Source organism: Methylophaga sp. OBS4, from assembly GCF_026319305.1.
Taxonomy (GTDB): domain Bacteria; phylum Pseudomonadota; class Gammaproteobacteria; order Nitrosococcales; family Methylophagaceae; genus Methylophaga.
Map to the genome: position 1 here is coordinate 58,377 of NZ_JAPDMV010000004.1, position 22,663 is coordinate 81,039.

General features: G+C 49.7%; 21 protein-coding genes. 15 read left to right on the top strand and 6 right to left on the bottom strand.

Annotated elements, in window-relative coordinates:
• Positions 1 to 3: 3 nt before the first annotated feature.
• Both OMP95_RS01855 and purE read right to left on the bottom strand, forming a co-directional pair.
• Positions 4 to 1,143 carry a 5-(carboxyamino)imidazole ribonucleotide synthase gene (locus OMP95_RS01855; protein ID WP_416234623.1) on the bottom strand — a complete coding sequence of 380 codons (1,140 nt, stop codon included), beginning with the start codon at positions 1,141 to 1,143 and terminating at the stop codon, positions 4 to 6.
• A gap of 90 nt (positions 1,144 to 1,233) precedes the next feature.
• Positions 1,234 to 1,725 (bottom strand): 5-(carboxyamino)imidazole ribonucleotide mutase, encoded by a 492-nt coding sequence (gene purE / locus OMP95_RS01860; protein WP_266325331.1) that lies wholly within the window; start codon positions 1,723 to 1,725, stop codon positions 1,234 to 1,236.
• Positions 1,726 to 1,957: 232 nt separating this feature from the next.
• Here purE and gltB point away from each other — a divergent pair, with 232 nt between their 5' ends.
• The 3 genes from gltB (at position 1,958) to hemE (ending at position 9,063) form a co-directional block, all read left to right on the top strand.
• On the top strand, positions 1,958 to 6,445 hold the full coding sequence (gene gltB / locus OMP95_RS01865; protein WP_266325333.1) for a glutamate synthase large subunit: 4,488 nt from the start codon (positions 1,958 to 1,960) through the stop codon (positions 6,443 to 6,445).
• A 30-nt stretch (positions 6,446 to 6,475) separates the two neighbouring features.
• A complete protein-coding gene (locus tag OMP95_RS01870) occupies positions 6,476 to 7,879 on the top strand; it encodes an FAD-dependent oxidoreductase (RefSeq protein WP_266325335.1) in 1,404 nt (467 codons plus the stop codon).
• Between the two features lie 119 nt (positions 7,880 to 7,998).
• Positions 7,999 to 9,063, top strand: coding sequence for a uroporphyrinogen decarboxylase (gene hemE, locus OMP95_RS01875; protein ID WP_266325337.1), 1,065 nt, complete (start codon positions 7,999 to 8,001; stop codon positions 9,061 to 9,063).
• Positions 9,064 to 9,157: 94 nt separating this feature from the next.
• Here the strand turns inward: hemE and OMP95_RS01880 are convergent, their stop codons facing one another.
• The 3 genes from OMP95_RS01880 to OMP95_RS01890 form a co-directional block, all read right to left on the bottom strand.
• Positions 9,158 to 10,429, bottom strand: a complete 1,272-nt coding sequence (locus OMP95_RS01880; RefSeq protein ID WP_266325339.1) for an ammonium transporter — start codon at positions 10,427 to 10,429, stop codon at positions 9,158 to 9,160.
• Between the two features lie 18 nt (positions 10,430 to 10,447).
• Positions 10,448 to 10,786, bottom strand: a complete 339-nt coding sequence (locus tag OMP95_RS01885; protein ID WP_007144177.1) for a P-II family nitrogen regulator — start codon at positions 10,784 to 10,786, stop codon at positions 10,448 to 10,450.
• Between the two features lie 62 nt (positions 10,787 to 10,848).
• Entirely contained in the window at positions 10,849 to 11,577 is a 729-nt protein-coding gene (locus OMP95_RS01890; RefSeq protein ID WP_266325341.1) for a TorF family putative porin, read from the bottom strand.
• 411 nt (positions 11,578 to 11,988) lie between these two features.
• Between OMP95_RS01890 and lgt the strand changes: the two genes are divergently transcribed.
• A complete protein-coding gene (lgt, locus tag OMP95_RS01895; protein ID WP_266325343.1) occupies positions 11,989 to 12,771 on the top strand; it encodes a prolipoprotein diacylglyceryl transferase in 783 nt (260 codons plus the stop codon).
• Here lgt and OMP95_RS01900 read toward each other — a convergent pair.
• Positions 12,758 to 13,114, bottom strand: coding sequence for a diacylglycerol kinase (locus tag OMP95_RS01900; RefSeq protein WP_266325345.1), 357 nt, complete (start codon positions 13,112 to 13,114; stop codon positions 12,758 to 12,760). The genes lgt and OMP95_RS01900 overlap by 14 nt on opposite strands.
• Before the next feature lie 146 nt (positions 13,115 to 13,260).
• Here OMP95_RS01900 and mnmG point away from each other — a divergent pair, with 146 nt between their 5' ends.
• From mnmG to atpG, 11 genes are all read left to right on the top strand, one after another.
• Complete coding sequence (gene mnmG / locus OMP95_RS01905; protein ID WP_266325347.1) at positions 13,261 to 15,144, top strand: tRNA uridine-5-carboxymethylaminomethyl(34) synthesis enzyme MnmG; 1,884 nt, start codon at positions 13,261 to 13,263, stop codon at positions 15,142 to 15,144.
• Positions 15,144 to 15,794 carry a 16S rRNA (guanine(527)-N(7))-methyltransferase RsmG gene (rsmG, locus tag OMP95_RS01910; RefSeq protein WP_266325349.1) on the top strand — a complete coding sequence of 217 codons (651 nt, stop codon included), beginning with the start codon at positions 15,144 to 15,146 and terminating at the stop codon, positions 15,792 to 15,794. The genes mnmG and rsmG overlap by 1 nt, the downstream gene beginning before the upstream one ends.
• A 49-nt stretch (positions 15,795 to 15,843) precedes the next feature.
• Positions 15,844 to 16,614, top strand: coding sequence for a ParA family protein (locus OMP95_RS01915; RefSeq protein ID WP_266325351.1), 771 nt, complete (start codon positions 15,844 to 15,846; stop codon positions 16,612 to 16,614).
• Between the two features lie 23 nt (positions 16,615 to 16,637).
• Positions 16,638 to 17,498 carry a ParB/RepB/Spo0J family partition protein gene (locus tag OMP95_RS01920; RefSeq protein ID WP_266325406.1) on the top strand — a complete coding sequence of 287 codons (861 nt, stop codon included), beginning with the start codon at positions 16,638 to 16,640 and terminating at the stop codon, positions 17,496 to 17,498.
• Between the two features lie 86 nt (positions 17,499 to 17,584).
• Complete coding sequence (locus OMP95_RS01925; RefSeq protein ID WP_266325353.1) at positions 17,585 to 17,959, top strand: ATP synthase subunit I; 375 nt, start codon at positions 17,585 to 17,587, stop codon at positions 17,957 to 17,959.
• An 8-nt stretch (positions 17,960 to 17,967) separates the two neighbouring features.
• The gene (gene atpB, locus OMP95_RS01930) at positions 17,968 to 18,837 is read left to right on the top strand and encodes a F0F1 ATP synthase subunit A (RefSeq protein WP_266325355.1); all 870 of its coding nucleotides are present in this window, start codon (positions 17,968 to 17,970) and stop codon (positions 18,835 to 18,837) included.
• Between the two features lie 55 nt (positions 18,838 to 18,892).
• Entirely contained in the window at positions 18,893 to 19,123 is a 231-nt protein-coding gene (gene atpE, locus OMP95_RS01935) for a F0F1 ATP synthase subunit C (protein WP_266325357.1), read from the top strand.
• Between the two features lie 49 nt (positions 19,124 to 19,172).
• On the top strand, positions 19,173 to 19,643 hold the full coding sequence (locus OMP95_RS01940; RefSeq protein WP_266325359.1) for a F0F1 ATP synthase subunit B: 471 nt from the start codon (positions 19,173 to 19,175) through the stop codon (positions 19,641 to 19,643).
• A gap of 12 nt (positions 19,644 to 19,655) precedes the next feature.
• Positions 19,656 to 20,189: a F0F1 ATP synthase subunit delta gene (locus tag OMP95_RS01945; protein ID WP_266325361.1), complete on the top strand. Its 534-nt coding sequence runs from the start codon at positions 19,656 to 19,658 to the stop codon at positions 20,187 to 20,189.
• A 25-nt stretch (positions 20,190 to 20,214) separates the two neighbouring features.
• Entirely contained in the window at positions 20,215 to 21,756 is a 1,542-nt protein-coding gene (atpA, locus tag OMP95_RS01950) for a F0F1 ATP synthase subunit alpha (RefSeq protein ID WP_266325363.1), read from the top strand.
• 14 nt (positions 21,757 to 21,770) lie between these two features.
• Positions 21,771 to 22,637, top strand: a complete 867-nt coding sequence (atpG, locus tag OMP95_RS01955) for a F0F1 ATP synthase subunit gamma (RefSeq protein ID WP_266325365.1) — start codon at positions 21,771 to 21,773, stop codon at positions 22,635 to 22,637.
• Positions 22,638 to 22,663 lie beyond the last annotated feature (26 nt).

Sequence of the window (22,663 nt, forward strand, 5' to 3'; positions counted from 1 at the left end):
CTATTAATCGGATTGTAGCGACTGGAAAGCTTTTTCTGCCAGTTCCATAGCCTGTTGTGTGTTATTAGCCAGTATATTGAAATGCCCCATTTTACGGCCAGGGCGGGCTTCTTGTTTGCCGTACAGGTGCAGTTTGATATTGGGGTGGACAAGCAGGGTATTCCAATGCGGAACACTGCTGCCCCAGACATCACCAAGCAGATTAACCATTACCACCGGTGAAATCAGATCGCAATTGCCGGAAGGCAGGCCGCACAGCATCCTGACTTGTTGTTCGAACTGTGAGGTATGGCAGGCATCTACGGTATAGTGGCCGGAATTGTGAGGGCGTGGTGCGATCTCATTGGCAATAATCTCGCCGGATGTCGAAACAAAAAACTCTACCGCCATGGTACCGACATAGTCGAGACCTTCGGCAATTTTATCGGCCATTTGCAAGGCTTGTTGTGCCTGTTCAACCGGCACGCCGCTTGGCACGGTAGTGGTGTGCAGAATACCGTTGATATGGACGTTTTCGGCCACCGGAAAGTTGGTAACCATACCAGATGTGCTTCTGGCCAGTACGACAGATATTTCCCGCTCCAGATCAATGCGTTGTTCCAATACACATTCGACATTACCCAACGCATCAAAAGCCTGGTAAACCTCTTGCAAAGACTGACATACCACCTGACCTTTGCCGTCATAACCGAAAGTGGCAACTTTTAAAATCGCCGGGAATTGAATCGTTTGTTCGGCAGCGGCAATATCGTCAACATCGTGAATCGCTGCAAAAGGCACGGTTGGAATACCCAGAGATGCAATAAATGCTTTTTCGACGTTGCGGTTCTGAGTGGTGGCGAGAGCCTTTGATGACGGATGTACGATTGTCTTCTGTTCCAGAAAAGCCAGCGTAGCAGCCGGTATGTTCTCAAATTCGGTAGTGATGGCGTCACATGATTGAGCCAATTTTTCCAGTGCTTTTTCATTGTCGTATTTGGCGCAGATATGCTGTTCGGCGATCACGCCGGCAGGACTTTGAGGGTCGGGGTCAAACACCACGACTTTATAACCCATGGTCTGGGCTGCCGTGGTAAACATACGGCCGAGCTGACCACCGCCTAACATACCTAAAGTGGCTCCCGGTAAAATCTGCGTATTCATCATAACCTCTTTGCGTGAGCCATTCCGTGACTGAACGGCCTGCCCTGTTCTATAATCAAAATTTGAGCAATCAGTATCTTTATCGTTGTATTATTGTGGTGGGAGTGTCATCTCCAGCACAGATTGATACTGGTCTTTGCGGAACTGTTCAAGCTTGACGGATAAAGCCGCATCCTGAGTAGCAAGCTGAGCAATGGCGAACAAGGCAGCATTGACGGCGCCCGCTTCGCCAATGGCAAAAGTGGCTACTGGCACGCCTTTGGGCATTTGTACAATGGACAGCAACGAGTCCTGGCCTTGCAGATATTTTGAAGGCACAGGCACACCCAACACCGGGACGATCGTGCTGGCAGCCAGCATGCCCGGTAAATGTGCGGCACCACCAGCGCCGGCGATGATGCAGGACAGGCCGCGTTGCCGGGCTGTTTGCGCATACTCAGTAAGCAAATCCGGGGTGCGATGTGCCGACACTACCTTGGCTTCATAGTTGATACCAAAGGCTTCCAGTTGTTCGACGGCTTTTTGCATCACAGGCCAGTCACTGTTGCTGCCCATGACGACACCGACTAATGGTTTATCCATGATCGTTCCGTTGCTTTATTTGAAAAACAGTGCATTTTAGCTATTTTATTGAAAATAGGAAAATTTAACGCTGAGGAATCAGTCTCAATAATGACGGAATAATTGAATGGCACGGTATCAATCGTTATACTTGTTGATCCTTTCTACCGTATTTTGGTCAACGCTCCTCGACGATAAACGCAAATATCGCCGGTAACCCGACGGGGGAGCAGCGACGGCGCTAACTAATATTATGAAGGTATGTGACGTGAGTCAGCCAACAGAAATGAACCAAGGCCTTTACCGGCCACAATTTGAAAGAGACAACTGTGGTTTCGGTCTGATCGCTCAGATGGACGACAAACCCAGCCATTGGCTGATCGAAACCGCAATTGAAGCTTTGGGTAACCTGACCCATCGTGGTGCCATTGGCGCCGATGGCAAAACCGGTGACGGTTGTGGTTTGCTTATGAAAAAGCCCGACAGCTTCTTTAAAGCCATTGCTGAAGAGCAGGGTTACGCGTTATCGTCCTTATATGCGGTTGGCATGGTGTTCCTGTCTCAGGATAAGGCTAAAGCCAAAACAGCCCAGGATATTGTCACTGACAAACTCAGCGGACAAGGTCTGGAAATACTGGGTTGGCGCGATGTGCCGGTTGATCCTGATACAGCCTGTGGTGAACAGGCGTTGAATTCGCTGCCGGTGATGCGTCAGGTCTTTGTTAACGCCGCAGCAGGTATGAGCGAAGCCGATTTCGAGCGTCATCTCTATATCGCCCGTCGGCTGGCTGAAAAAACGGTCACCGATGACGACGATTTTTATATTCCCAGCCTGTCTTCTCATGTGGTGTCGTACAAAGGCCTGGTGATGCCTTCGTATCTGCCGGTGTTTTATAAAGACTTGCATGACAAACGCATGCAAACCTCTATTGTGGTATTCCATCAGCGTTTTTCTACCAATACCTGGCCACAGTGGCGTCTGGCACAGCCTTTCCGCTATCTGGCGCACAATGGTGAAATAAACACGGTGCAAGGTAACCGTAACTGGGCACTGGCCCGTGGTGCCAAGTTTGCTTCTTCATTGATTGAAAATATGGACGATATCCGTCCGCTGGCGAGCACAACCGGATCTGACTCATCCAGTATGGATAACATGCTGGAATCGCTACTGCTGGCCGGCGGTATCAGTATGTTCCGCGCGATGCGTCTGCTGATACCACCTGCATGGCAGAATGATCCGACCATGGATGAGGATCTGAAAGCATTTTACGACTATAACTCCATGCATATGGAACCCTGGGATGGGCCTGCCGGCGTGGTAATGACCGATGGTCGTTATGCCGCCTGTACTCTGGATCGTAACGGTCTGCGTCCTGCCCGCTACATTATCACCAAAGATCGCCATATTACCCTGGCCTCTGAGGTTGGGGTATATGGCTACAATCCGGAAGATGTGATTGCCAAAGGCCGTCTGAAACCAGGTCAAATGCTGGCTGTTGATACCCAGACCGGCGAACTGTTGATGCCGGAAGATATCGACAATATGCTGAAATCCGCCCAGCCATATCGGCAGTGGCTGGATAATAATCTGCAGCGTATCAAAGACAGCGAAGATGATGAGACCGGTCCAACGCTTGAGGGCGACGAGTATGCAGTTTACGAAAAGCTGTTCAATATTTCTTTTGAAGAACGTGACCAGGTCATTCGTGTTTTAGGTGAGGCCGGCCAGGAAGCGGTTGGTTCGATGGGCGACGATACCCCGTTCCCGGTCATGTCTCGGCATGTCCGTTCTCTGTATGACTACTTTCGTCAGCAATTTGCCCAGGTAACCAATCCACCGATTGACCCGCTGCGTGAAAATATTGTGATGTCGCTGGAAACCTGTTTCGGTGAAGAGCGCAATATGTTTGAAGAGGATGAAAGCCATGCGCAACGCGTGGTGGTTGACTCCCCGGTGTTGTCTGAGAGCAAGTTCCGTCAATTGATAGCTTTGGGTGAGCATAATCCGGAATACAAATCGATCACCTTGTCGCTGAACTACAAGCCGGAAACAGGTTTGGAAGCTGCGATTGATGCTTTGTGTGATAAAGCCGTAGAAGCGGTTGCAAGCGGTGTTGTGGTACTGGTATTGAGCGACCGCAATATCGAACTCGGTACCTTGCCGATTCATGCGTTACTTGCCACCGGTGCGGTGCATCAGCGCCTGATTCAGGCAGGACTGCGCTGTGATGCCAACCTGATTGTTGAAACCGCGACTGCCCGTGACCCGCATCACTTCGGTGTGCTGCTGGGTTATGGTGCAACAGGTATTTATCCGTACCTGGCCTATGCGTGTCTGTACAACATGATTACCTCCGGTGAGATCAAAGATATCAAGCGCCCTGAGCTTTGCCAGCGTTACCGTAAAGGTATCAACAAGGGCTTGTTTAAAATCACATCGAAAATGGGTATTTCCACGGTTGCCAGCTACCGCGGAGCGCAATTGTTTGAAATTGTCGGCCTCAATGACGGCGTAGTGGATAAATGCTTTACCGCAACTACCAGCCGTGTGAACGGTACCAGTTTTGAGGATCTGCAGGCAGATGATGAGAAACTGGCAAAACTGGCCTGGAACCAACGTAAAAAACGTGCGCAAGGCGGCTTGCTGAAATTCATCCATGGCGGTGAGTACCACGCATACAACCCGGATGTGATCGGCTCTTTGCAAAAAGCGGTTCAGGGCGGCAGTTACGATCACTACAAAGAGTATGCGTCTTTGGTTAATGAGCGTTCACCGATGGTGTTGCGCGACCTGATGAAACTGAAGCTGGCAGACAAACCGTTGGCGCTGAATGAGGTTGAAGACGTCAGTCATATTCTGAAACGCTTTGACAGTGCGGGTATGTCGCTGGGTGCATTGTCGCCGGAAGCACATGAAGCATTGGCTATCGCGATGAACCGTCTCGGCGGCCGCTCTAACTCCGGTGAAGGCGGCGAAGATCCGGATCGTTTCGGTAATGAACGTGTCTCCAAGATCAAACAAGTCGCCTCCGGTCGTTTTGGCGTCACTCCACACTATCTGGTGAATGCAGAAGTCTTGCAGATCAAAGTGGCTCAAGGTGCAAAACCAGGTGAAGGCGGTCAGCTGCCGGGCGGTAAGGTTAATCAGATGATTGCCAGTCTGCGTCATTCCATACCGGGGGTAACGCTGATTTCACCGCCACCGCATCACGATATTTATTCGATTGAAGATCTGGCGCAGCTGATTTTTGATTTGAAACAAGTTAATCCGCAGGCTTTGGTCTCGGTCAAGCTGGTATCACAAGCCGGTGTCGGTACCGTTGCGGCCGGTGTCGCAAAAGCCTATGCCGACTTGATTACCATTTCCGGTTATGACGGCGGCACCGGAGCCAGCCCGCTGACCTCGGTTAAATATGCCGGCGGTCCATGGGAGCTGGGATTGAGTGAAGCACACCAGACCTTGCGTGCTAATGACTTGCGTGACAAAGTCCGCCTGCAGACAGATGGGGGGCTGAAAACCGGGATGGACGTGGTGAAAGCCGCTATTCTGGGCGCGGAAAGCTTTGGCTTCGGTACCGGGCCGATGGTGGCTCTGGGTTGTAAATACCTGCGGATCTGTCATCTGAACAACTGTGCGACCGGTGTTGCAACTCAAAACGAAAAACTGCGTACCCAGCACTTTATCGGCTTGCCGCAAATGGTGATGAACTACTTCCAGTTCGTTGCCCGTGAAACGCAGGAATGGTTGGCGGCGCTGGGCGTTGCCAGTCTGCAGGATCTGATTGGTCGTACTGATCTATTGGAACTGTTACCGGGTGAAACCAGCAAACAACAGCGACTGAATTTACAGCCGCTGCTGTCTGATGCGGGTGTGCCAGCTGACAAGCCACAATTCTGTCTTGAGCCTAAAAACGAGCCTTACGATAAAGGTGAGCTGGCCGAAAAAATGGTAGCGGATATTAAAGCCAGCATCGCCAACAAAACCGGCGGTGAATTCAGCTACGATATTCGTAACATTAATCGTTCTATCGGTGCACGCTTGTCCGGTGAAATCGCCAGGGTTTACGGCAACTACGGTATGGCTGACAGGCCGATTCGCCTGAAACTGAAGGGTTCTGCTGGTCAGAGCTTCGGTGTGTTCAACGCCGGCGGTCTGGAAATGTACCTGGAAGGTGATGCTAACGACTATGTCGGTAAAAGTATGGCTGATGGCAAACTGGTGATTTATCCATCACCCGACAGCGAGTTTGAATCACAAAAAGCCAGCATCATTGGCAATACCTGTCTCTATGGTGCCACCGGCGGTGCTTTGTATGCCGCAGGCCGCGCCGGTGAACGCTTTGCCGTCCGTAACTCGGGAGCCATGGCCGTGGTGGAAGGTGTGGGCGATCATGGCTGTGAATATATGACCGGCGGTGTGGTTGCTGTTCTGGGTGAAACCGGGCTCAACTTCGGAGCCGGTATGACAGGCGGTCTGGCCTTTGTGCTCGACAGCGAGGATACCTTTGCGGCGCGTTACAATCAGGAACTGGTTGAGCTGGTCAAAATTGATACTGCTGAAATGTCCGAACTGGCGTTATACCTTAAAGGCATGATTGAAGATCATGTTCGCGAGACAGGCAGCGCCTGGGCACACCAACTGCTGGATGCGTTTGAACAGCGTCTGCAGCAGTTCTGGTTAGTGAAACCAAAAGCAGCGGCGATGGACGGGTTGTTGAAACTCGCTACCAAAGCGGCATAAACGGACGCAGTGCAAAACTAAATAACAACCATGACAAAAAATACTTTTCAATTTTTAGATGTAGGCCGTGTCGACCCCAAAAAACTGGACGCCAAAGAACGTGTCAAGGAATTTGGCGAGATTTACGGTGAATTTGAGGCTGATTCTGCTGCAGAGCAGTCGGATCGGTGTCTGGAATGCGGTAACCCTTATTGTGAATGGAAATGTCCGGTTCACAACTACATTCCCAACTGGTTGAAGCTGGTTGGCGAAGGTAATTTGGAACAGGCGGCCGAACTGTCTCATCAAACCAATACACTGCCTGAAATCTGTGGTCGTGTCTGTCCTCAGGATCGGCTTTGTGAAGGGGCCTGTACCCTGAATGACGGTTTTGGTGCTGTTACTATCGGTTCGGTTGAAAAGTATATTGCTGATACTGCACTGGAGCAGGGCTGGCGCCCTGATCTGTCCAATGTGGTCGATACCGGTAAGCGTGTTGCCGTGATTGGTGCAGGGCCTGCTGGTCTGGGTGCGGCCGATATCCTGGTGCGTAATGGTGTCAAAGCGATAGTGTTTGACCGTTATCCTGAAATCGGCGGCCTGCTGACATTCGGTATTCCCGAATTCAAACTGGAAAAAGCCGTGGTTAAACGCCGTCGTGAAGTGCTGGAAGGCATGGGCGTTGAGTTCAGACTCAACACGGATGTCGGTAAGGACGTTGATTTTCAGTCATTGATTGATGAGTATGATGCCGTATTCCTGGGTATGGGCACTTACACTTACATGAAAGGCGGTTTTCCGGGTGAAGATTTGCCAGGGGTTTATGAAGCCTTGCCATATCTGGTTGCTAACAATAAATTCCTGCTGGAAATGGCGTCCGACAATTATGTCAACCTGGAAGGCAAGAAAGTCGTCGTACTGGGTGGTGGTGATACCGCAATGGACTGTAACCGTACAGCTATTCGTCAGGGCGCTGCCAGTGTGGTCTGTGCTTATCGCCGTGATGAAGAAAATATGCCTGGTTCACGCCGTGAAGTGAACAATGCCCGCGAAGAAGGTGTTCAGTTCCTGTGGAACCGTCAACCTGTCGAAATCGTCGGTAATGGCAAAGTAGAAGGCGTTAAAGTTGTTACGACTGCTTTGGGCGAACCGGATGAACGTGGACGTCGTCGTCCTGAACCGGTGCCTGGCAGTGAAGAGATCATCCCGGCCGATGCTGTCGTTATTGCCTTTGGTTTCCGTCCCAGCCCTGCTCCCTGGTTTACGGAGTTTAATATCAGCATTGACGATGGTGGCCGTGTTGTGGCGCCGGCTGATGGCGGTTGTGCTTTCCAGACCACCAACCCGAAAATTTTCGCTGGTGGCGATATGGTGCGTGGTTCCGATTTGGTTGTCACCGCGGTTTGGGAAGGTCGTCAGGCTGCCGAAGGAATTCTCGACTTTCTCGACGTTTGACCTAGATTATAAACATTGCTCTTTAAGGCTTTTTCATACATGGATAATCATTCCTGTATGATCAAGCCTTTTTTGTATCCGAATATAGCCATTCCGGCGCGTCATTTTAAGGTGAATCTGTGGCTGAGTTAAAAAACGATCGATATCTGCGGGCTTTATTGAAACAACCGGTAGACAAAACACCTGTCTGGGTGATGCGTCAGGCCGGCCGTTATTTGCCTGAGTACCGGGAAGTACGGGCCAAAGCCGGCGATTTTATGACATTGTGCAGTACGCCGGACATGGCTTGTGAAGTAACGTTACAGCCGCTGCGACGTTATGATCTTGATGCCGCGATTATCTTCTCCGATATTCTGACTGTGCCGGATGCCATGGGCCTGGGTCTGCATTTTGTTACTGGCGAAGGCCCCAGGTTTTCCAAAACCATCCGTAGTGCTGCTGATATTGCCCGGTTGACGGTGCCTGATATGGAAGACAGTCTGGGGTACGTGATGGACGCCATCAGGCTGACTCGCAGAGAACTGGATGGTAAAGTGCCGCTGATAGGTTTTAGTGGCAGCCCCTGGACTTTGGCTTGTTATATGGTTGAAGGCGGTTCCAGTAAGGACTTTGCCAAAATAAAAGGCATGATGTTTGATGCGCCTGAGCAAATGCATGCGTTGCTTGGCGTGCTGGCAGATTCGGTCATTGCCTATCTGAATGCTCAAATCAATGCCGGCGCCCAGGCTATCATGTTGTTTGATACCTGGGGAGGCAGCTTGAGCCCGGCGAATTATCAGACATTCTCACTGGCTTATATGCAAAAGATTGTGGCGGGTCTGCAACGCGAAGCAGAAGGCCGCACCGTGCCGGTTACCCTGTTTACCAAGGGTGGTGGCCAGTGGCTTGAGTTGATGGCTGACACCGGAGTCAATGCTCTGGGTTTGGACTGGACAACTGATATCGCACAGGCGCGTCAGCGAGTGGGCGATAAAGTCGCGTTGCAAGGCAATATGGATCCTTGCGTTTTATATGCATCAGCTGATCGCGTAGAACAGGAAGTCGCTACTATCCTCGCTGCTTACGGTCATGGCAGCGGACATGTATTCAACCTGGGCCATGGCATTCATCCGACTGTGAACCCGGACAATATGGCTCGTTTGGTTGAATCAGTACATAAACACAGCGCTCAGTATCATCTCTAGGGCCTGTTTCAGCGAACGCCAGCAGTTTCAGGAGATAAAAAAGAGGGCAGGTCGTGAGACCTGCCCTTAATGGAGTATGCAGTAAAACTAAGGTTTATTTTCCGCTGTCAGTGAACTCCGGATAGGCTTCCAAACCACATTCCACATAGTCGACACCTTGATACTCTTCTTCTTCAGTGACACGGATGCCCATGACGAGTTTCAGGATAGACCAGACAATGAAGCTGGTAACAAATACCCAGATAAAGATGGTGGCAGCACCGATCAGCTGAGCCAGGAAGCTGGCATCACCATTCGTCAATGGTACGGCTAACAGACCCCAAAGACCGACCGTACCGTGAACCGAGATAGCACCGACTGGATCGTCAATTTTCAATTTGTCTAGGAAGACAATTGAAAACACAACAATCACACCACCAATGGCACCGATAATCGTAGCCATCAGAGGTGTTGGGGTATCAGGACCTGCAGTGATGGCAACCAGACCGGCCAATGCACCATTCAGGATCATGGTCAGATCCGCTTTACCAAACATCAACTTGGCGGCAATCAGGGCGGCAATCACACCACCTGCTGCTGCGGCGTTAGTGTTCAGGAATACCATTGCAACGGCGTTGGCGCTGGCCATATCACCCAGTTTCAATACGGAACCGCCGTTGAAACCGAACCAGCCCATCCACAGGATAAAGGTACCTAAAGTTGCCATAGGCAGGTTAGCACCGGGAATCGGGTGGATTTCACCGTTAGGGCCGTATTTACCTTTACGTGCGCCGAGCAGCATCACACCGGCTAATGCCGCTGCGGCACCGGCCATATGAACGATACCGGAACCGGCAAAATCGAGGAAGCCAAGATCACCGAGAGAGTACAGACCGAATACTTCAGCACCGCCCCAGGTCCAGGCACCTTCCATAGGATAGATGAACGCGGTCATTACAACGGCAAAAGCAGCAAAAGACCACAGCTTCATACGTTCTGCAACCGCACCGGATACGATAGACATTGCCGTAGCAACAAATACAACCTGGAAGAAGAAGTCGGAAGCCGCAGCGTACACTGAACCGCCTTCAAAGCCTGCTTCTGCAGAAGCTGCCAATGCATCGGCAACCAGTGTGTCACCGCCGTCAATACCGGCCAGGAACAGACCGCCATCGTACATGATGTCATAACCAACAACGAGATACGCTGTACAGGCAATCGCAAACAGCATCACGTTCTTGGTCAGGATTTCAGTGGTATTTTTTGCACGGACCAGACCTGCCTCAAGCATCGAGAAGCCTGCCGCCATCCACATGACAAGGGCACCCATTACCAAGAAGTAAAAAGTGTCCATGGCATACTGGAGTTGGAAGATTTGATTTTCCATATTATCTACTCCTCAAGCTTACAGGGCATCAGGACCGGTTTCGCCAGTGCGAATCCGAACCACCTGCTCTAATGGGTAAACAAAGATCTTACCGTCACCAATCTTGCCGGTATTGGCACCTTTGATAATGGCTTCGATAACTTGTTCGACGATGTCATCATCGACGGCAATTTCCAGTTTCAGTTTAGGCAGGAAGTCAACGACATACTCGGCACCACGGTACAGCTCGGTGTGGCCTTTCTGACGTCCAAAACCTTTCACCTCTGAAACGGTCAAGCCTTGCACGCCGATTTCGGAGAGCGACTCCCGGACATCATCAAGCTTGAAGGGCTTGATAATCGCTACAACTTGTTTCATAAGCAAATTTCCTTCTGTAGAAAAGATTACCCTCTCGACCTCGAGAGGGTAATAAAGAGAAGTTACATTGATTTAGATACTGTAAAAACCAACCTACCATCAGCGATGTTATCACCATAAAGCTCTTCACCATCACTGTCAGTATCGGTATATGTCAGGTCGAAGCCGAAGCCGACGAACTCTTTAGACAAACCAATACGGTAGTCGGTCGCACTGTCTTCTGCATCAGGGCCGAAAACATCTTCGTCATAGTCGTAATAACCGAGGCCGGCACTCAATGCCAGACCATATGGCAGGTCGTAGTCAAAACCAGCTGAGTAGTAGGTGCCTTTTTCACTAGAACCATATACATCACTAGAATGCGCTACGCCGATGCTGAAATAACTGTAGCTCAAAGAACCATAGACTTCGTTCCAGTCACCGCCATCTGTGCCCGGGTAGATGAAGCGCAGAACACCGAGGTCATAACCGATACCGGTGTCGCCGATTTCGTTAGCAAAACCAGCATAAACGTCTACTTCGATGTGTGCCTGGTCATCACCGAGAGCAAAATCAACGTTTGATGCCCAGGTACCCGCATAGAAACCACTGCTGTGGCCGTAGTCAAAGCTACCAGAAATAGCTGGTTCGTTATCGGTTTGTGAATAACCACGCCACATGTAATCAGAACCCAGTGCAACGCTGGCGCTGGTTGAATGAGCACCGTCTGCACTTTCCCAGGCCATCGCTGATGAAGCAGCAAACAGAGTCGTTGCTGCAAAGCAAAGCGCTGAAATCTTACTTAAATTCATGGTTGTTACTCCTCGGTTTATATTGTTGTTTAGCCCTATTGAATTCATGCGTTGGTCTTTTGCAACACTTTGTATTCAGACTGCAACAATGGAGGCAGATACTATGCCAACTTTCAAAGTTTTTATAAAACAGTGATATAGCACACATTTGCTATATCTGATAGCACTGGATGGCGTTATTTTGGTGCAAAACAAAGCCGGTCATGTTCCAAAGTGGTGCACCTCCTGTGCTCCTGCTTTAACACCTGTTGGTGCATGGTCGCTACTGTCATCCCCTGATTTGACGTAAGCCAACAATGTAGTGTGCCTTGTCCCGTACAAACATTTCTCCGCTGTGATTTATAAACAGGCGCTAAGATTAGTCATGGTTTACTTGCTATCATGACGGTGTTTAATTTTTGAGAACGCTAAATGAATTATCCGAATATCGATCCTGTTGCTATTAGCCTGGGGCCTTTGCAAATTCACTGGTACGGGCTGATGTATCTGTTTGGTTTTGCTGCTGTCTGGTTGTTGGGCCGATATCGGGCCAAGAAGCACCATGACTGGCAAAATTCGCAATTGGAAGATTTGCTGTTTTATGGCGCTATCGGGGTCATTATCGGCGGTCGCCTGGGGTATGCATTATTTTATGATTTGCCCGCCCATCTTGATAACCCCCTCAAGCTGTTGAAAATCTGGCAGGGCGGCATGTCTTTTCATGGTGGTTTGTTGGGGGTACTGACCGCTTTCTGGTTTTTTGGCCGTAAGACGGGCAAAATATTTTTTGAAGTCAGTGATTTTATTGCACCGATGGTGCCGATAGGGTTGATGCTGGGCCGTATCGGTAATTTTATCAATGGTGAGTTATGGGGCAGAGTCAGTGATGTGCCCTGGGCGATGGTGTTTCCCGGTGCCGGCCCCTTACCCCGCCATCCATCTCAGCTTTATGAAGCGGCGCTGGAAGGTGTGTTGTTATTTATCATCATCTGGTGGTTTTCAGCCAAACCCAGACCGTTGGGGGCTGTTTCCGGTCTGTTTTTGCTCGGTTATGGCAGTTTTCGCTTTCTGGTTGAATTTGTCCGGATTCCGGATCCGCAATACGGTTATCTGGCTTTCGGTTGGCTCACGATGGGACAGGTATTATGTCTGCCGATGATTCTGCTGGGTTTGTATCTGCTGCTGACAGCCCGTTCGCGGGTCACTTCAAAATGATAATCAGCCAGGTTGCGATGGCAATAAAGATAGTCATCAGCACCGCGAATGAGCCGTAGTCTTTGGCCCGGCCAGAGAGTTTGTGGCGATCAGTGCTGACGCGATCCACCACCGTTTCTATCGCGGAATTAAGGATTTCCACAATCATGACCAGCATCAGACTGCTGATCATGGCTAATCTTTCTATCGCAGTAACATCGAGAAAAAAACTGAAACTGCTGAGCAGGATAAAAGCGATAAATTCCTGGCGGAACGCTTCTTCGTATTTAAGAGCCGAGAGCAGTCCCTGCCAGGAATAAATGGCCGCATGAAACAAACGCTTGATGCCCTGGTTTTTTTGCATAACTTCCTCATTGTCAGTGTGTTTGATGATAATTAAAATAGTGTTTCCTGTTACAGATCCTAATGATAAATGATTGAATAATAGGCAAAGATTATTAACAGCATGTTAAAATTATTCTCTTTTCAACATATGTTTGTCGGTGCGCTATGAGTTACCAGGATCACTATGATGTCATTGTCGTCGGCGGTGGGCACGCCGGAACCGAGGCGGCACTTGCCTCAGCACGTCAGGGTGTGAAGACCTTGTTGCTGACACAGAACATCGAAACCTTGGGGCAGATGAGTTGTAACCCTGCTATTGGTGGTATCGGTAAAGGACATCTGGTCAAAGAGATTGATGCGCTGGGCGGGATTATGGCGCAGGCAGCTGATCGTGCCGGTATTCAGTTTCGTACCTTAAATGCCAGCAAGGGGCCGGCCGTACGTGCGACCCGCGCGCAAGCCGATCGTGTTCGCTATAAAGCGGCTGTGCGAGCCTATCTGGAATCGCAACCTAATCTGTTTATTTTCCAACAGCCGGTTGATGATCTGGTAGTCGAACACGATCGGGTTGTCGGAGTGGTAACCCAGGCCGGTCTGCGTTTTTCTGCCAAAGCGGTGGTACTGACTGTGGGTACTTTCCTGGGAGGCTTGATTCATATCGGTTTGCAGAACCATCAGGGAGGCCGTGCCGGTGATCCGGCTTCAATTGCCTTGTCACAACGTCTGCGCGCTTTGCCGTTTCGGGTGGATCGTCTCAAAACCGGTACGCCGCCGCGTATCGCCACAGGCAGTATCGATTTCTCGCAACTGACCGAACAACCGGGCGATACGCCAACACCGGTATTTTCATTCCTGGGCAAAGCTGAACATCATCCGCAGCAGATTTCCTGCTATATCACCCATACCAACGAGCAGACCCATGATGTGATCCGCAATAATCTGGATCGGTCACCGATGTACAGCGGCGAGATCGAAGGCATCGGCCCGCGTTATTGTCCTTCGATTGAAGACAAGGTTGTACGTTTTGCCGATCGATTATCACATCAGATCTTCCTGGAACCGGAGGGACTGGATTGCGGTGAGGTCTATCCAAACGGTATTTCAACCAGTCTGCCTTTTGATGTGCAGTATGAAATCGTGCGCTCGATGAAAGGGCTGGAAAATGCCCATATCACCCGTCCCGGTTATGCGATTGAATATGATTTCTTTGATCCGCGCGATCTGAACCCGTGGCTGGAAACCAAACACATGGCGGGCCTGTTCTTTGCCGGACAGATCAACGGCACCACCGGTTATGAAGAAGCCGGAGCGCAAGGGCTGATTGCCGGTCTGAATGCGGGGCTGCAGGCGCGAGGCATTGAGCCCTGGTATCCACGTCGTGATGAAGCCTATATGGGGGTATTGATTGACGACTTGATTACTTCCGGTACTCGCGAACCGTATCGTATGTTCACCAGCCGCGCTGAATACCGCTTGATGCTGCGTGAAGATAATGCGGATTTGCGTCTAACGCCAATCGGCCGTCAGCTGGGCATTGTCGATGATGAACGCTGGGCAGTCTTTAATACCAAGCAGGAATCAGTGGCAAAAGAAAGAAGTCGCCTGGAAACTTACAAGTTCGTGCCGGAAAAAGTCGATCAGCTCAAAGCTGAAAATGTACTTGGTGAACCTTTGAAAAAAGTCAGCACAGCGATAGAGCTGTTACGTCGCCCTCAAGTTGATTATGCGGGGTTGCTGGCGCTGATGGATGAAGCGCAGCAAGTCGCTGATGAGGTGGCAGAGCAGGTAGTGATTCAAGCCAAATATTCTGGTTATATCAATCGTCAGCAAAATGAAATTGATCGGTTGCAACGCAATGAAAAGGCGGCATTGCCGATTGATATGGATTATAAAAACGTCCGCGGCCTTTCCAACGAAGTACGTGAAAAACTGGAGCAGGTCAGACCCGGCAATCTGGGGCAGGCAGCCCGTATTTCAGGTGTGACCCCGGCAGCGGTGTCTTTGCTGCTGGTGCATCTGAAACGCAGTGGTATGAGTGAAGCCAGTTGATGGCGGCTGAGCCCTCTCTGTCGCAGCTGCAACAAGGCTGCGAAGCGCTCGATATTGAATTGAATTCTGAGCAGCAAACCAAGCTGCTCAGTTATCTCGCGCTGCTGCATAAATGGAATAAGGTCTACAATCTGACCTCTGTGCGTGACCCGGCACAAATGTTGTCACGCCATCTTCTGGACAGTCTGGCCGTATTGCCTTATTTGTCAGCAGCCTCATTGCTTGATGTAGGGACCGGCGCAGGTCTGCCGGGTATCCCTGTCGCTATCGCCAGTCCGCAAACCGCGGTCACTTTACTCGACAGTAATTCTAAAAAAACCCGTTTTCTACAGCAGGTCAAGGCAGAACTCGGCCTTGATAATGTCACGGTTGTGCATGGCCGGGTTGAACAGGTATCTTTACCCAAGTTTGCTATTATCACCGCTCGTGCATTTGCCAGCATTAGCGACATCATTGATTTGGCAGGCCAGCATTGTGAAAATGCGGGCAGGCTGGTATTGATGAAAGGTGTTTATCCGGACGAGGAGCTTCAGTTCGAGTCCGAGGCTTTTCGATTGCTTGATGTCGTATCGTTAAGAGTGCCGGGTTGCGAGGGTGAAAGACATTTGGTGAGACTGATTAAGGATAAAGGCTGTGCTCCTTCAAAGTGATATTTTGGTATTCAGTTGGTCTGTCAGTGTTCTGGGCAAGGAGCATTAGATGGGAAATATATTCGCGGTGACCAACCAGAAAGGCGGCGTCGGTAAGACCACCACCACGGTAAATTTGGCAGCGTCATTGGCCGAATATGGCAAGAAAGTGCTGTTGATTGATCTGGATCCGCAAGGCAATGCCACCACCGGCTGCGGACTGGATAAAAACGAGCTGCAAAACAGCAGTTATGACGTCATCATGGCGGAAGCGCGTGCTGTTGATACCATTATTCGCGCCGGAGATCTGGGCTTTGATGTGATGCCCACCAATTCCGATCTGACCGCTGCCGAAGTCGAACTGCTGGAAACCAAACTCCGCGAGCATCGGCTGCGCCTTGCGCTGGAGTCGACGCGTGAGAAGTATGACTACATTCTGATTGACTGCCCGCCTTCGTTAAGTATGCTTACCGTTAATGCGCTGGTGGCATCACAGGGCATTTTGATTCCGATTCAATGTGAATATTACGCATTGGAGGGGCTGTCTTCACTGCTCAAGACGATTGAGCGGGTCAAGCAACGGGCTAATCCGACGCTGGAAATAACCGGTCTGCTCAGAACCATGTTTGATGCCCGCAATAATCTTGCAAATCAGGTGTCGCGTCAGCTAACCAGTCATTTCGCAGAAAAAGTTTTCCACTCGATCATTCCACGAAATGTCCGGCTGGCAGAGGCGCCCAGTCATGGTTTGCCGGTGTTGAATTATGACCGTGCCTCGCGAGGTTCCATTGCTTACATGGCATTGGCCAGCGAATTTATGCGACGACAGCAACAACAATAATGGCTGAGACGACAGGTAATCCGATGGTGAGTAAAAAAAGAGGTTTAGGCAGAGGGCTGGATGCCTTGCTGGCCGATGTACATCAAGTAGAAAACACTAATCTTGATGATAGCCTGCAACATTTTCCTCTGGATATGATTCAACCGGGCAAATATCAACCCCGGGTTGATATGTCTCAGGAATCACTGGAAGAGCTGGCAGACTCGATCAGGGCGCAAGGTCTGGTTCAGCCGATCGTGGTGCGTCCTGTCGGAGAAGGCCGCTATGAAATTGTCGCTGGTGAACGCCGCTGGCGGGCATCCAGAATGGCGGGTCTGCAGAGCGTGCCGGTATTAATCAAGGATGTTTCTGATCGTAATGCGATAGCCATGGCGCTGATTGAAAACATTCAGCGCGAAAACCTCAATCCGATGGAAGAAGCCAATGCCTTGTTCCGTCTGCGCGAAGAATTTGAACTGACCCATCAGCAGGCTGCAGAGGCTGTGGGTAAATCCCGTGCTTCAGTCACCAATCTGCTCAGATTGCGCAATCTGAATGATGCGGTAAAAAAACTGGTGGAAAACTGTGACCTGGAAATGGGGCACGCCCGTGCATTATTAGCATTGGAAGGGGAAGTCCAGACAGACACAGCCGGCCAGATCGTGGAAAAAGGTTTATCGGTTCGTGAAACTGAACAGCTGATCAGAAGACTGCTTAACCCGAAGAAAGCACAACAGAAACAGTCGGATAGCGACCTGGAAGAAATTAGTGAAATCGAGCAGTTCATCAAACAGAAACTGGACTCGGCATTCAGCATCAAACACAACGCCAGTGGCAAGGGCAGATTGGTCATTAATTACAGAAATGTCGATGAATTGAAGAAAATAATCAAAAGAATAAAGTAAGCAAAGAATTTCATTGACCGGGTCCGCGGCGAGTCTTTATAATGCCGTGATTTGCTTAAGGCAAAAATACACTCCAGCAGGTTTCGATGGACCGACTGACTAGAATACAACCCATCAATAAGATACTGAAGATGCAGGTTGTCGGGCTGGTTTTAACAGTAATAGTTTTTTCTCTGTGGCAGGGTTTTGGGATGGCAATTGCCGGCGCTTATGGCGCTGCAATCGGCATCGCTAACACTTTGTTGCAGAAGCGACATCTGGTGGTGGCAGCGCACGAGGCCAAATCAGATGCCGCAATGAATTTGCGCAAGGCTTACAGATGTGTTGCGGAGCGGTGGATTTTGACCATCGCCATGTTTTCGGTCGGGTTTATAGTGTTGAAGTTTTCAGCGCTGGCAGTTTTGGTCGGATTCATAGTGACACAATTGGTTTTGTTTTTAGGAAATATGAATCGATCTTGAGACCACACATGGCTAGTGAAGCGATTACTTCTTCTGAATATATCAAGCACCATTTACAAAATCTGACCTACGGTCAAAAAGCTGATGGCACCTGGGGCGTTGCCCACAGTGCTGAAGAGGCCGCTGACATGGGGTTCTGGGCAATCAATCTGGATACCATCGGCGTATCGGTTTTTCTCGGCGTTCTCATGATGTGGTTTTTCCGCAGTGTAGCGAAAAAAGCCAGCGCCGGTGTCCCGACCGGGACACAAAACTTCGCGGAATGGATTATGGAGTTCATTGACAGCAGCGTGCGGGGCTCTTTTAGTGGCAGAAACCCGCTGGTTGCGCCATTAGCATTAACCATATTTGTCTGGATATTCATGATGAATTTCATGGATCTGATCATGATCGATGGGATTCCACAGCTTGCCACCCTGTTTGGCACAAACGTTTTAGGTGCAGATCCGCACCACGTCTTCTTCAAAATTGTACCGACGACGGATCCGAATGCCACTTTTGGTATGGCTTTTGTCGTGTTTGCGATGGTGCTTTACTACAGTGTGAAAGTGAAAGGTTTGGGCGGTTTTATCGGTGAGTTGACCCTGCAGCCGTTTGGTAAATGGGGTATCCCGGTAAATCTGTTTCTGGAAGGGGTTACCCTGATTTCCAAACCTATCTCACTGGCATTACGGCTATTCGGTAACATGTACGCCGGTGAAATGATCTTCATCCTGATTGCCATTATGTATGGTGCCAGTTTGATTCTTGGCTCATTTGCAGGTCTGTTACAAATTGGTTGGGCAATTTTCCATATCCTGATTATCACTTTGCAGGCGTTTATCTTTATGACGCTGACCATCGTATATCTGGACATGGCTCACCAGAAACACCACTAAGTCTGAGTTTGGTTTTAATTTAAATTTTTCATTTAGTCTTTTTTAGGAGAAAAAAATGGAACAAGCGTTGTTGTTTATTGCTGGTGCCTTAATGATGGGTTTGGGTGCTCTGGGTGCTGCTGTTGGTATCGGTATCCTGGGTGGTCGTTTCTTGGAAGGTGCTGCTCGTCAGCCTGAACTGATTCCTATGCTGCGTACCCAATTCTTTATCGTTATGGGTCTGGTTGACGCGGTGCCAATGATCGCTGTTGGTCTGGCTATGTACATTCTGTTCGCAGTGGCTTAATTCGAAAACTACGTTTTAAACCATTTAGCGATAAATAAGAGGTACAGGCATGAATATCAATGCAACCTTGATAGGCCAGGCAATTGCATTCCTGTTGTTCATCGGCTTTTGCATGAAATATGTATGGCCGCCCATCATGCATGCGTTGGAAGAGCGTAAAAAGAAAATTGCTGATGGTCTGGCTGCTGCAGAACGTGGCAGACACGAACAGGAACTGGCTGAGAAGCGTGCACAAAAAGTTATCCATGAAGCAAAAGAGCAAGCGAGTGAAATTATTTCGCAAGCTCAGCGCCGTGGTAACGAAATTGTGGATGAATCCAAAGATAATGCCCGTGTTGAAGGTGACCGCATTCTGACTTCTGCGAAAGCGGAAATCGAACAGGAAGCGAACCGTGCCCGTGATGAACTGAAATCACAGGTCGGTAGTGTTGCCTTGGCAGGAGCGAGCAAAATTCTTGGCCGTGAAATTGATGAAAAGGCCCATACCGATTTGTTAGACGAATTGGTAAGCCGAATCTAGAGGAAAGTTAGGATGGCAGAAGCAATAACCATCGCTCGTCCCTATGCAAACGCGGCTTTCGCGATTGCACAGGAAAAAGGCGAGTTGAAGGCGTGGTCTGACCTGCTTGCGGTTCTGGCGCAATGCGTCGCAGATCCTGAAATGCAATCCATAATCACTAGCCCTGCGGTAAGTGACGAGCAAATTGTTTCGTTAATGGCGGATATTGCTGGCGAAACAATGACTAAAGATGCCCGTAACTTCCTGTCATTGCTGGCAGAAAACAACCGTCTGATGTTGCTGACGCACATCACCGTTCTCTTCGAAGCCTTGCGCGCGGAAGCTGAAAAATCCATGACCGCCGATGTCATTTCGGCGCGAACACTGACACCAGAGCAGGAAGGCAAGATTTCAGCTGCGCTGAAACAGCGCCTGGGTCGTGATATCACGCTCAATGCCAGTGTTGATGAAAGCTTGTTAGGCGGTGCAATCATTCGTGCAGGGGATCTGGTTATTGATGGTTCTGCCTTGGGTAAACTGAACAGACTGGCCAGCGCTATTAACTAAGCGGCCCGTTATAGAGGAAACAGAGATGCAACTGAATTCAGCAGAAATCAGTGACCTGATCAAAAAGCGTATCGAAAGCTTTGATGGGGCCACTGAAGCGCGTACAGAAGGTACCGTAGTTGGTGTGACCGACGGTATTGTTCGTATTCATGGCTTAGCCGATGTTATGTCAGGGGAAATGCTTGAATTCCCGGGCAACACTTTCGGTATGGCCCTTAACCTTGAGCGTGACTCAGTCGGTGCAGTAGTACTGGGCGCCTATCAACACATTTCAGAAGGCGACAAAGTAAAATGTACCGGTCGTATTCTGGAAGTCCCTACCGGTGAAGCCCTGTTGGGTCGTGTTGTTAACTCTCTGGGTAAGCCGATTGACGGTAAAGGTGATATCACCGCTGAAAGCTCTTCTCCAATCGAGAAAGTGGCACCCGGCGTAATCGCTCGTCAATCAGTTGATCAACCTATCCAGACTGGTTTGAAATCAGTTGACTCAATGATTCCTGTCGGTCGTGGCCAGCGTGAGCTGATCATCGGTGACCGTCAAACCGGTAAAACAGCGATTGCGGTTGATACCATCATCAACCAGAAAGGTACAGGCGTTAAATGTATCTATGTTGCGATTGGTCAGAAAGCTTCTTCTATTGCGAACGTTGTTCGCAAGCTGGAAGAGCATGATGCTTTGGGTCATACCATCATCGTTGCCGCTTCGGCCTCTGACTCAGCAGCGCTGCAATTTATTGCACCGTACGCCGGTTGCTCCATGGGCGAATACTTCCGTGATAAAGGTGAAGACGCGCTAATCATCTATGATGATTTGACCAAACAGGCCTGGGCTTACCGTCAGGTATCGCTGTTGTTGCGTCGTCCACCTGGTCGTGAAGCTTATCCTGGTGACGTTTTCTATCTTCACTCGCGTCTGCTGGAACGTGCAGCGCGTGTTAACGCTGACTACGTTGAGCAAATTACTAACGGTAAAGTAAAAGGCAAAACAGGATCTCTGACTGCATTGCCTATTATCGAAACCCAAGCGGGTGACGTATCAGCATTCGTGCCGACCAACGTTATTTCGATTACCGACGGCCAGATCTTCCTGGAAACTGACCTGTTCAACTCCGGTATCCGCCCTGCGATTAACGCGGGTCTGTCGGTATCGCGTGTAGGTGGTGCAGCGCAAACCAAGATCATCAAAAAACTGGGTGGTGGTATTCGTCTTGATTTGGCTCAGTATCGTGAATTGGCGGCTTTCGCCCAGTTTGCATCTGACCTGGATGAAACAACCCGTGCGCAAATCAGCCGTGGTCAACGTGTGACCGAATTGATGAAACAACCTCAGTATCAACCTCTGTCAGTAGCTGAAATGGCGGTTTCCCTGTTCTCGGCTAACGAAGGTTTCCTGGACGATGTTGAAATCAACAAAGTCGGTTCTTTTGAAGCGGCATTGCTTTCATATATGCGTTCAAACCATGCGGACTTGATGAAGAACCTTAACGACACCGGTAACTTTAATGACGACATTGCAGGCCAGCTTAAATCTGCAATCGAGAGCTTTAAAACAACCGGAAGCTGGTAATCGGAGCATAAGTCATGGCTAGCGGTAAAGAGATACGGACTCAAATCGGCAGCATCAAGAACACGCAGAAGATCACCTCTGCGATGGAGATGGTTGCTGCGAGTAAAATGCGTAAGGCTCAAGATCGCATGGCAGCGACGCGCCCTTATTCAGACAAAATCTATAATGTTATCCAGCATCTGGCCTTCGCCCATCCTGAGTACAAACATCCGTACCTGCAGGATCGTGAAGAAACCAAACGTGTTGGTTACATTATTGTTTCTTCTGATCGTGGACTTTGTGGCGGTCTGAACAACAACCTGTTCAAAACTGTCCTGACTGAGATTAAAGATAAGTCAGATAAAGGGTTGGAAGTGGATGTCTGCACCATCGGTCAGAAAGCATCCAACTTCTTCAGCAGACTTCCTGTTAACCATGCCGGACAATCTGTACAGCTGGGTGACGCTCCGCATCCCCACGAATTAATCGGTACAGTCAAAGTCATGCTGGATGCGTATAACGAAGGCCGAATTGACAGCCTTTACCTTGTTTATAACGAGTTTGTGAACACGATGACTCAGGAAGACAAGATTGTACGTTTGTTACCGGCCAAGCCTGAAAAACCGAGCAAAGAGCTGTCTCATCACTGGGACTATATTTACGAACCTGATGCAAAAGAAGTACTGGATAACCTGCTGGTCCGTTACATCGAGTCTCTGGTTTACCAGGGTGTTGTTGAGAATATTGCCTGCGAACAGGCTTCTCGTATGATTGCGATGAAAAACGCAACCGACAACGCCGGTAACCTTATCGATGACTTGCAACTGGTTTACAACAAAGCTCGACAAGCTGCGATTACGCAAGAGATATCCGAGATTGTTGCAGGTGCCGCTGCGGTATAACTGAGATAACACGGGCTTAGTCGCCC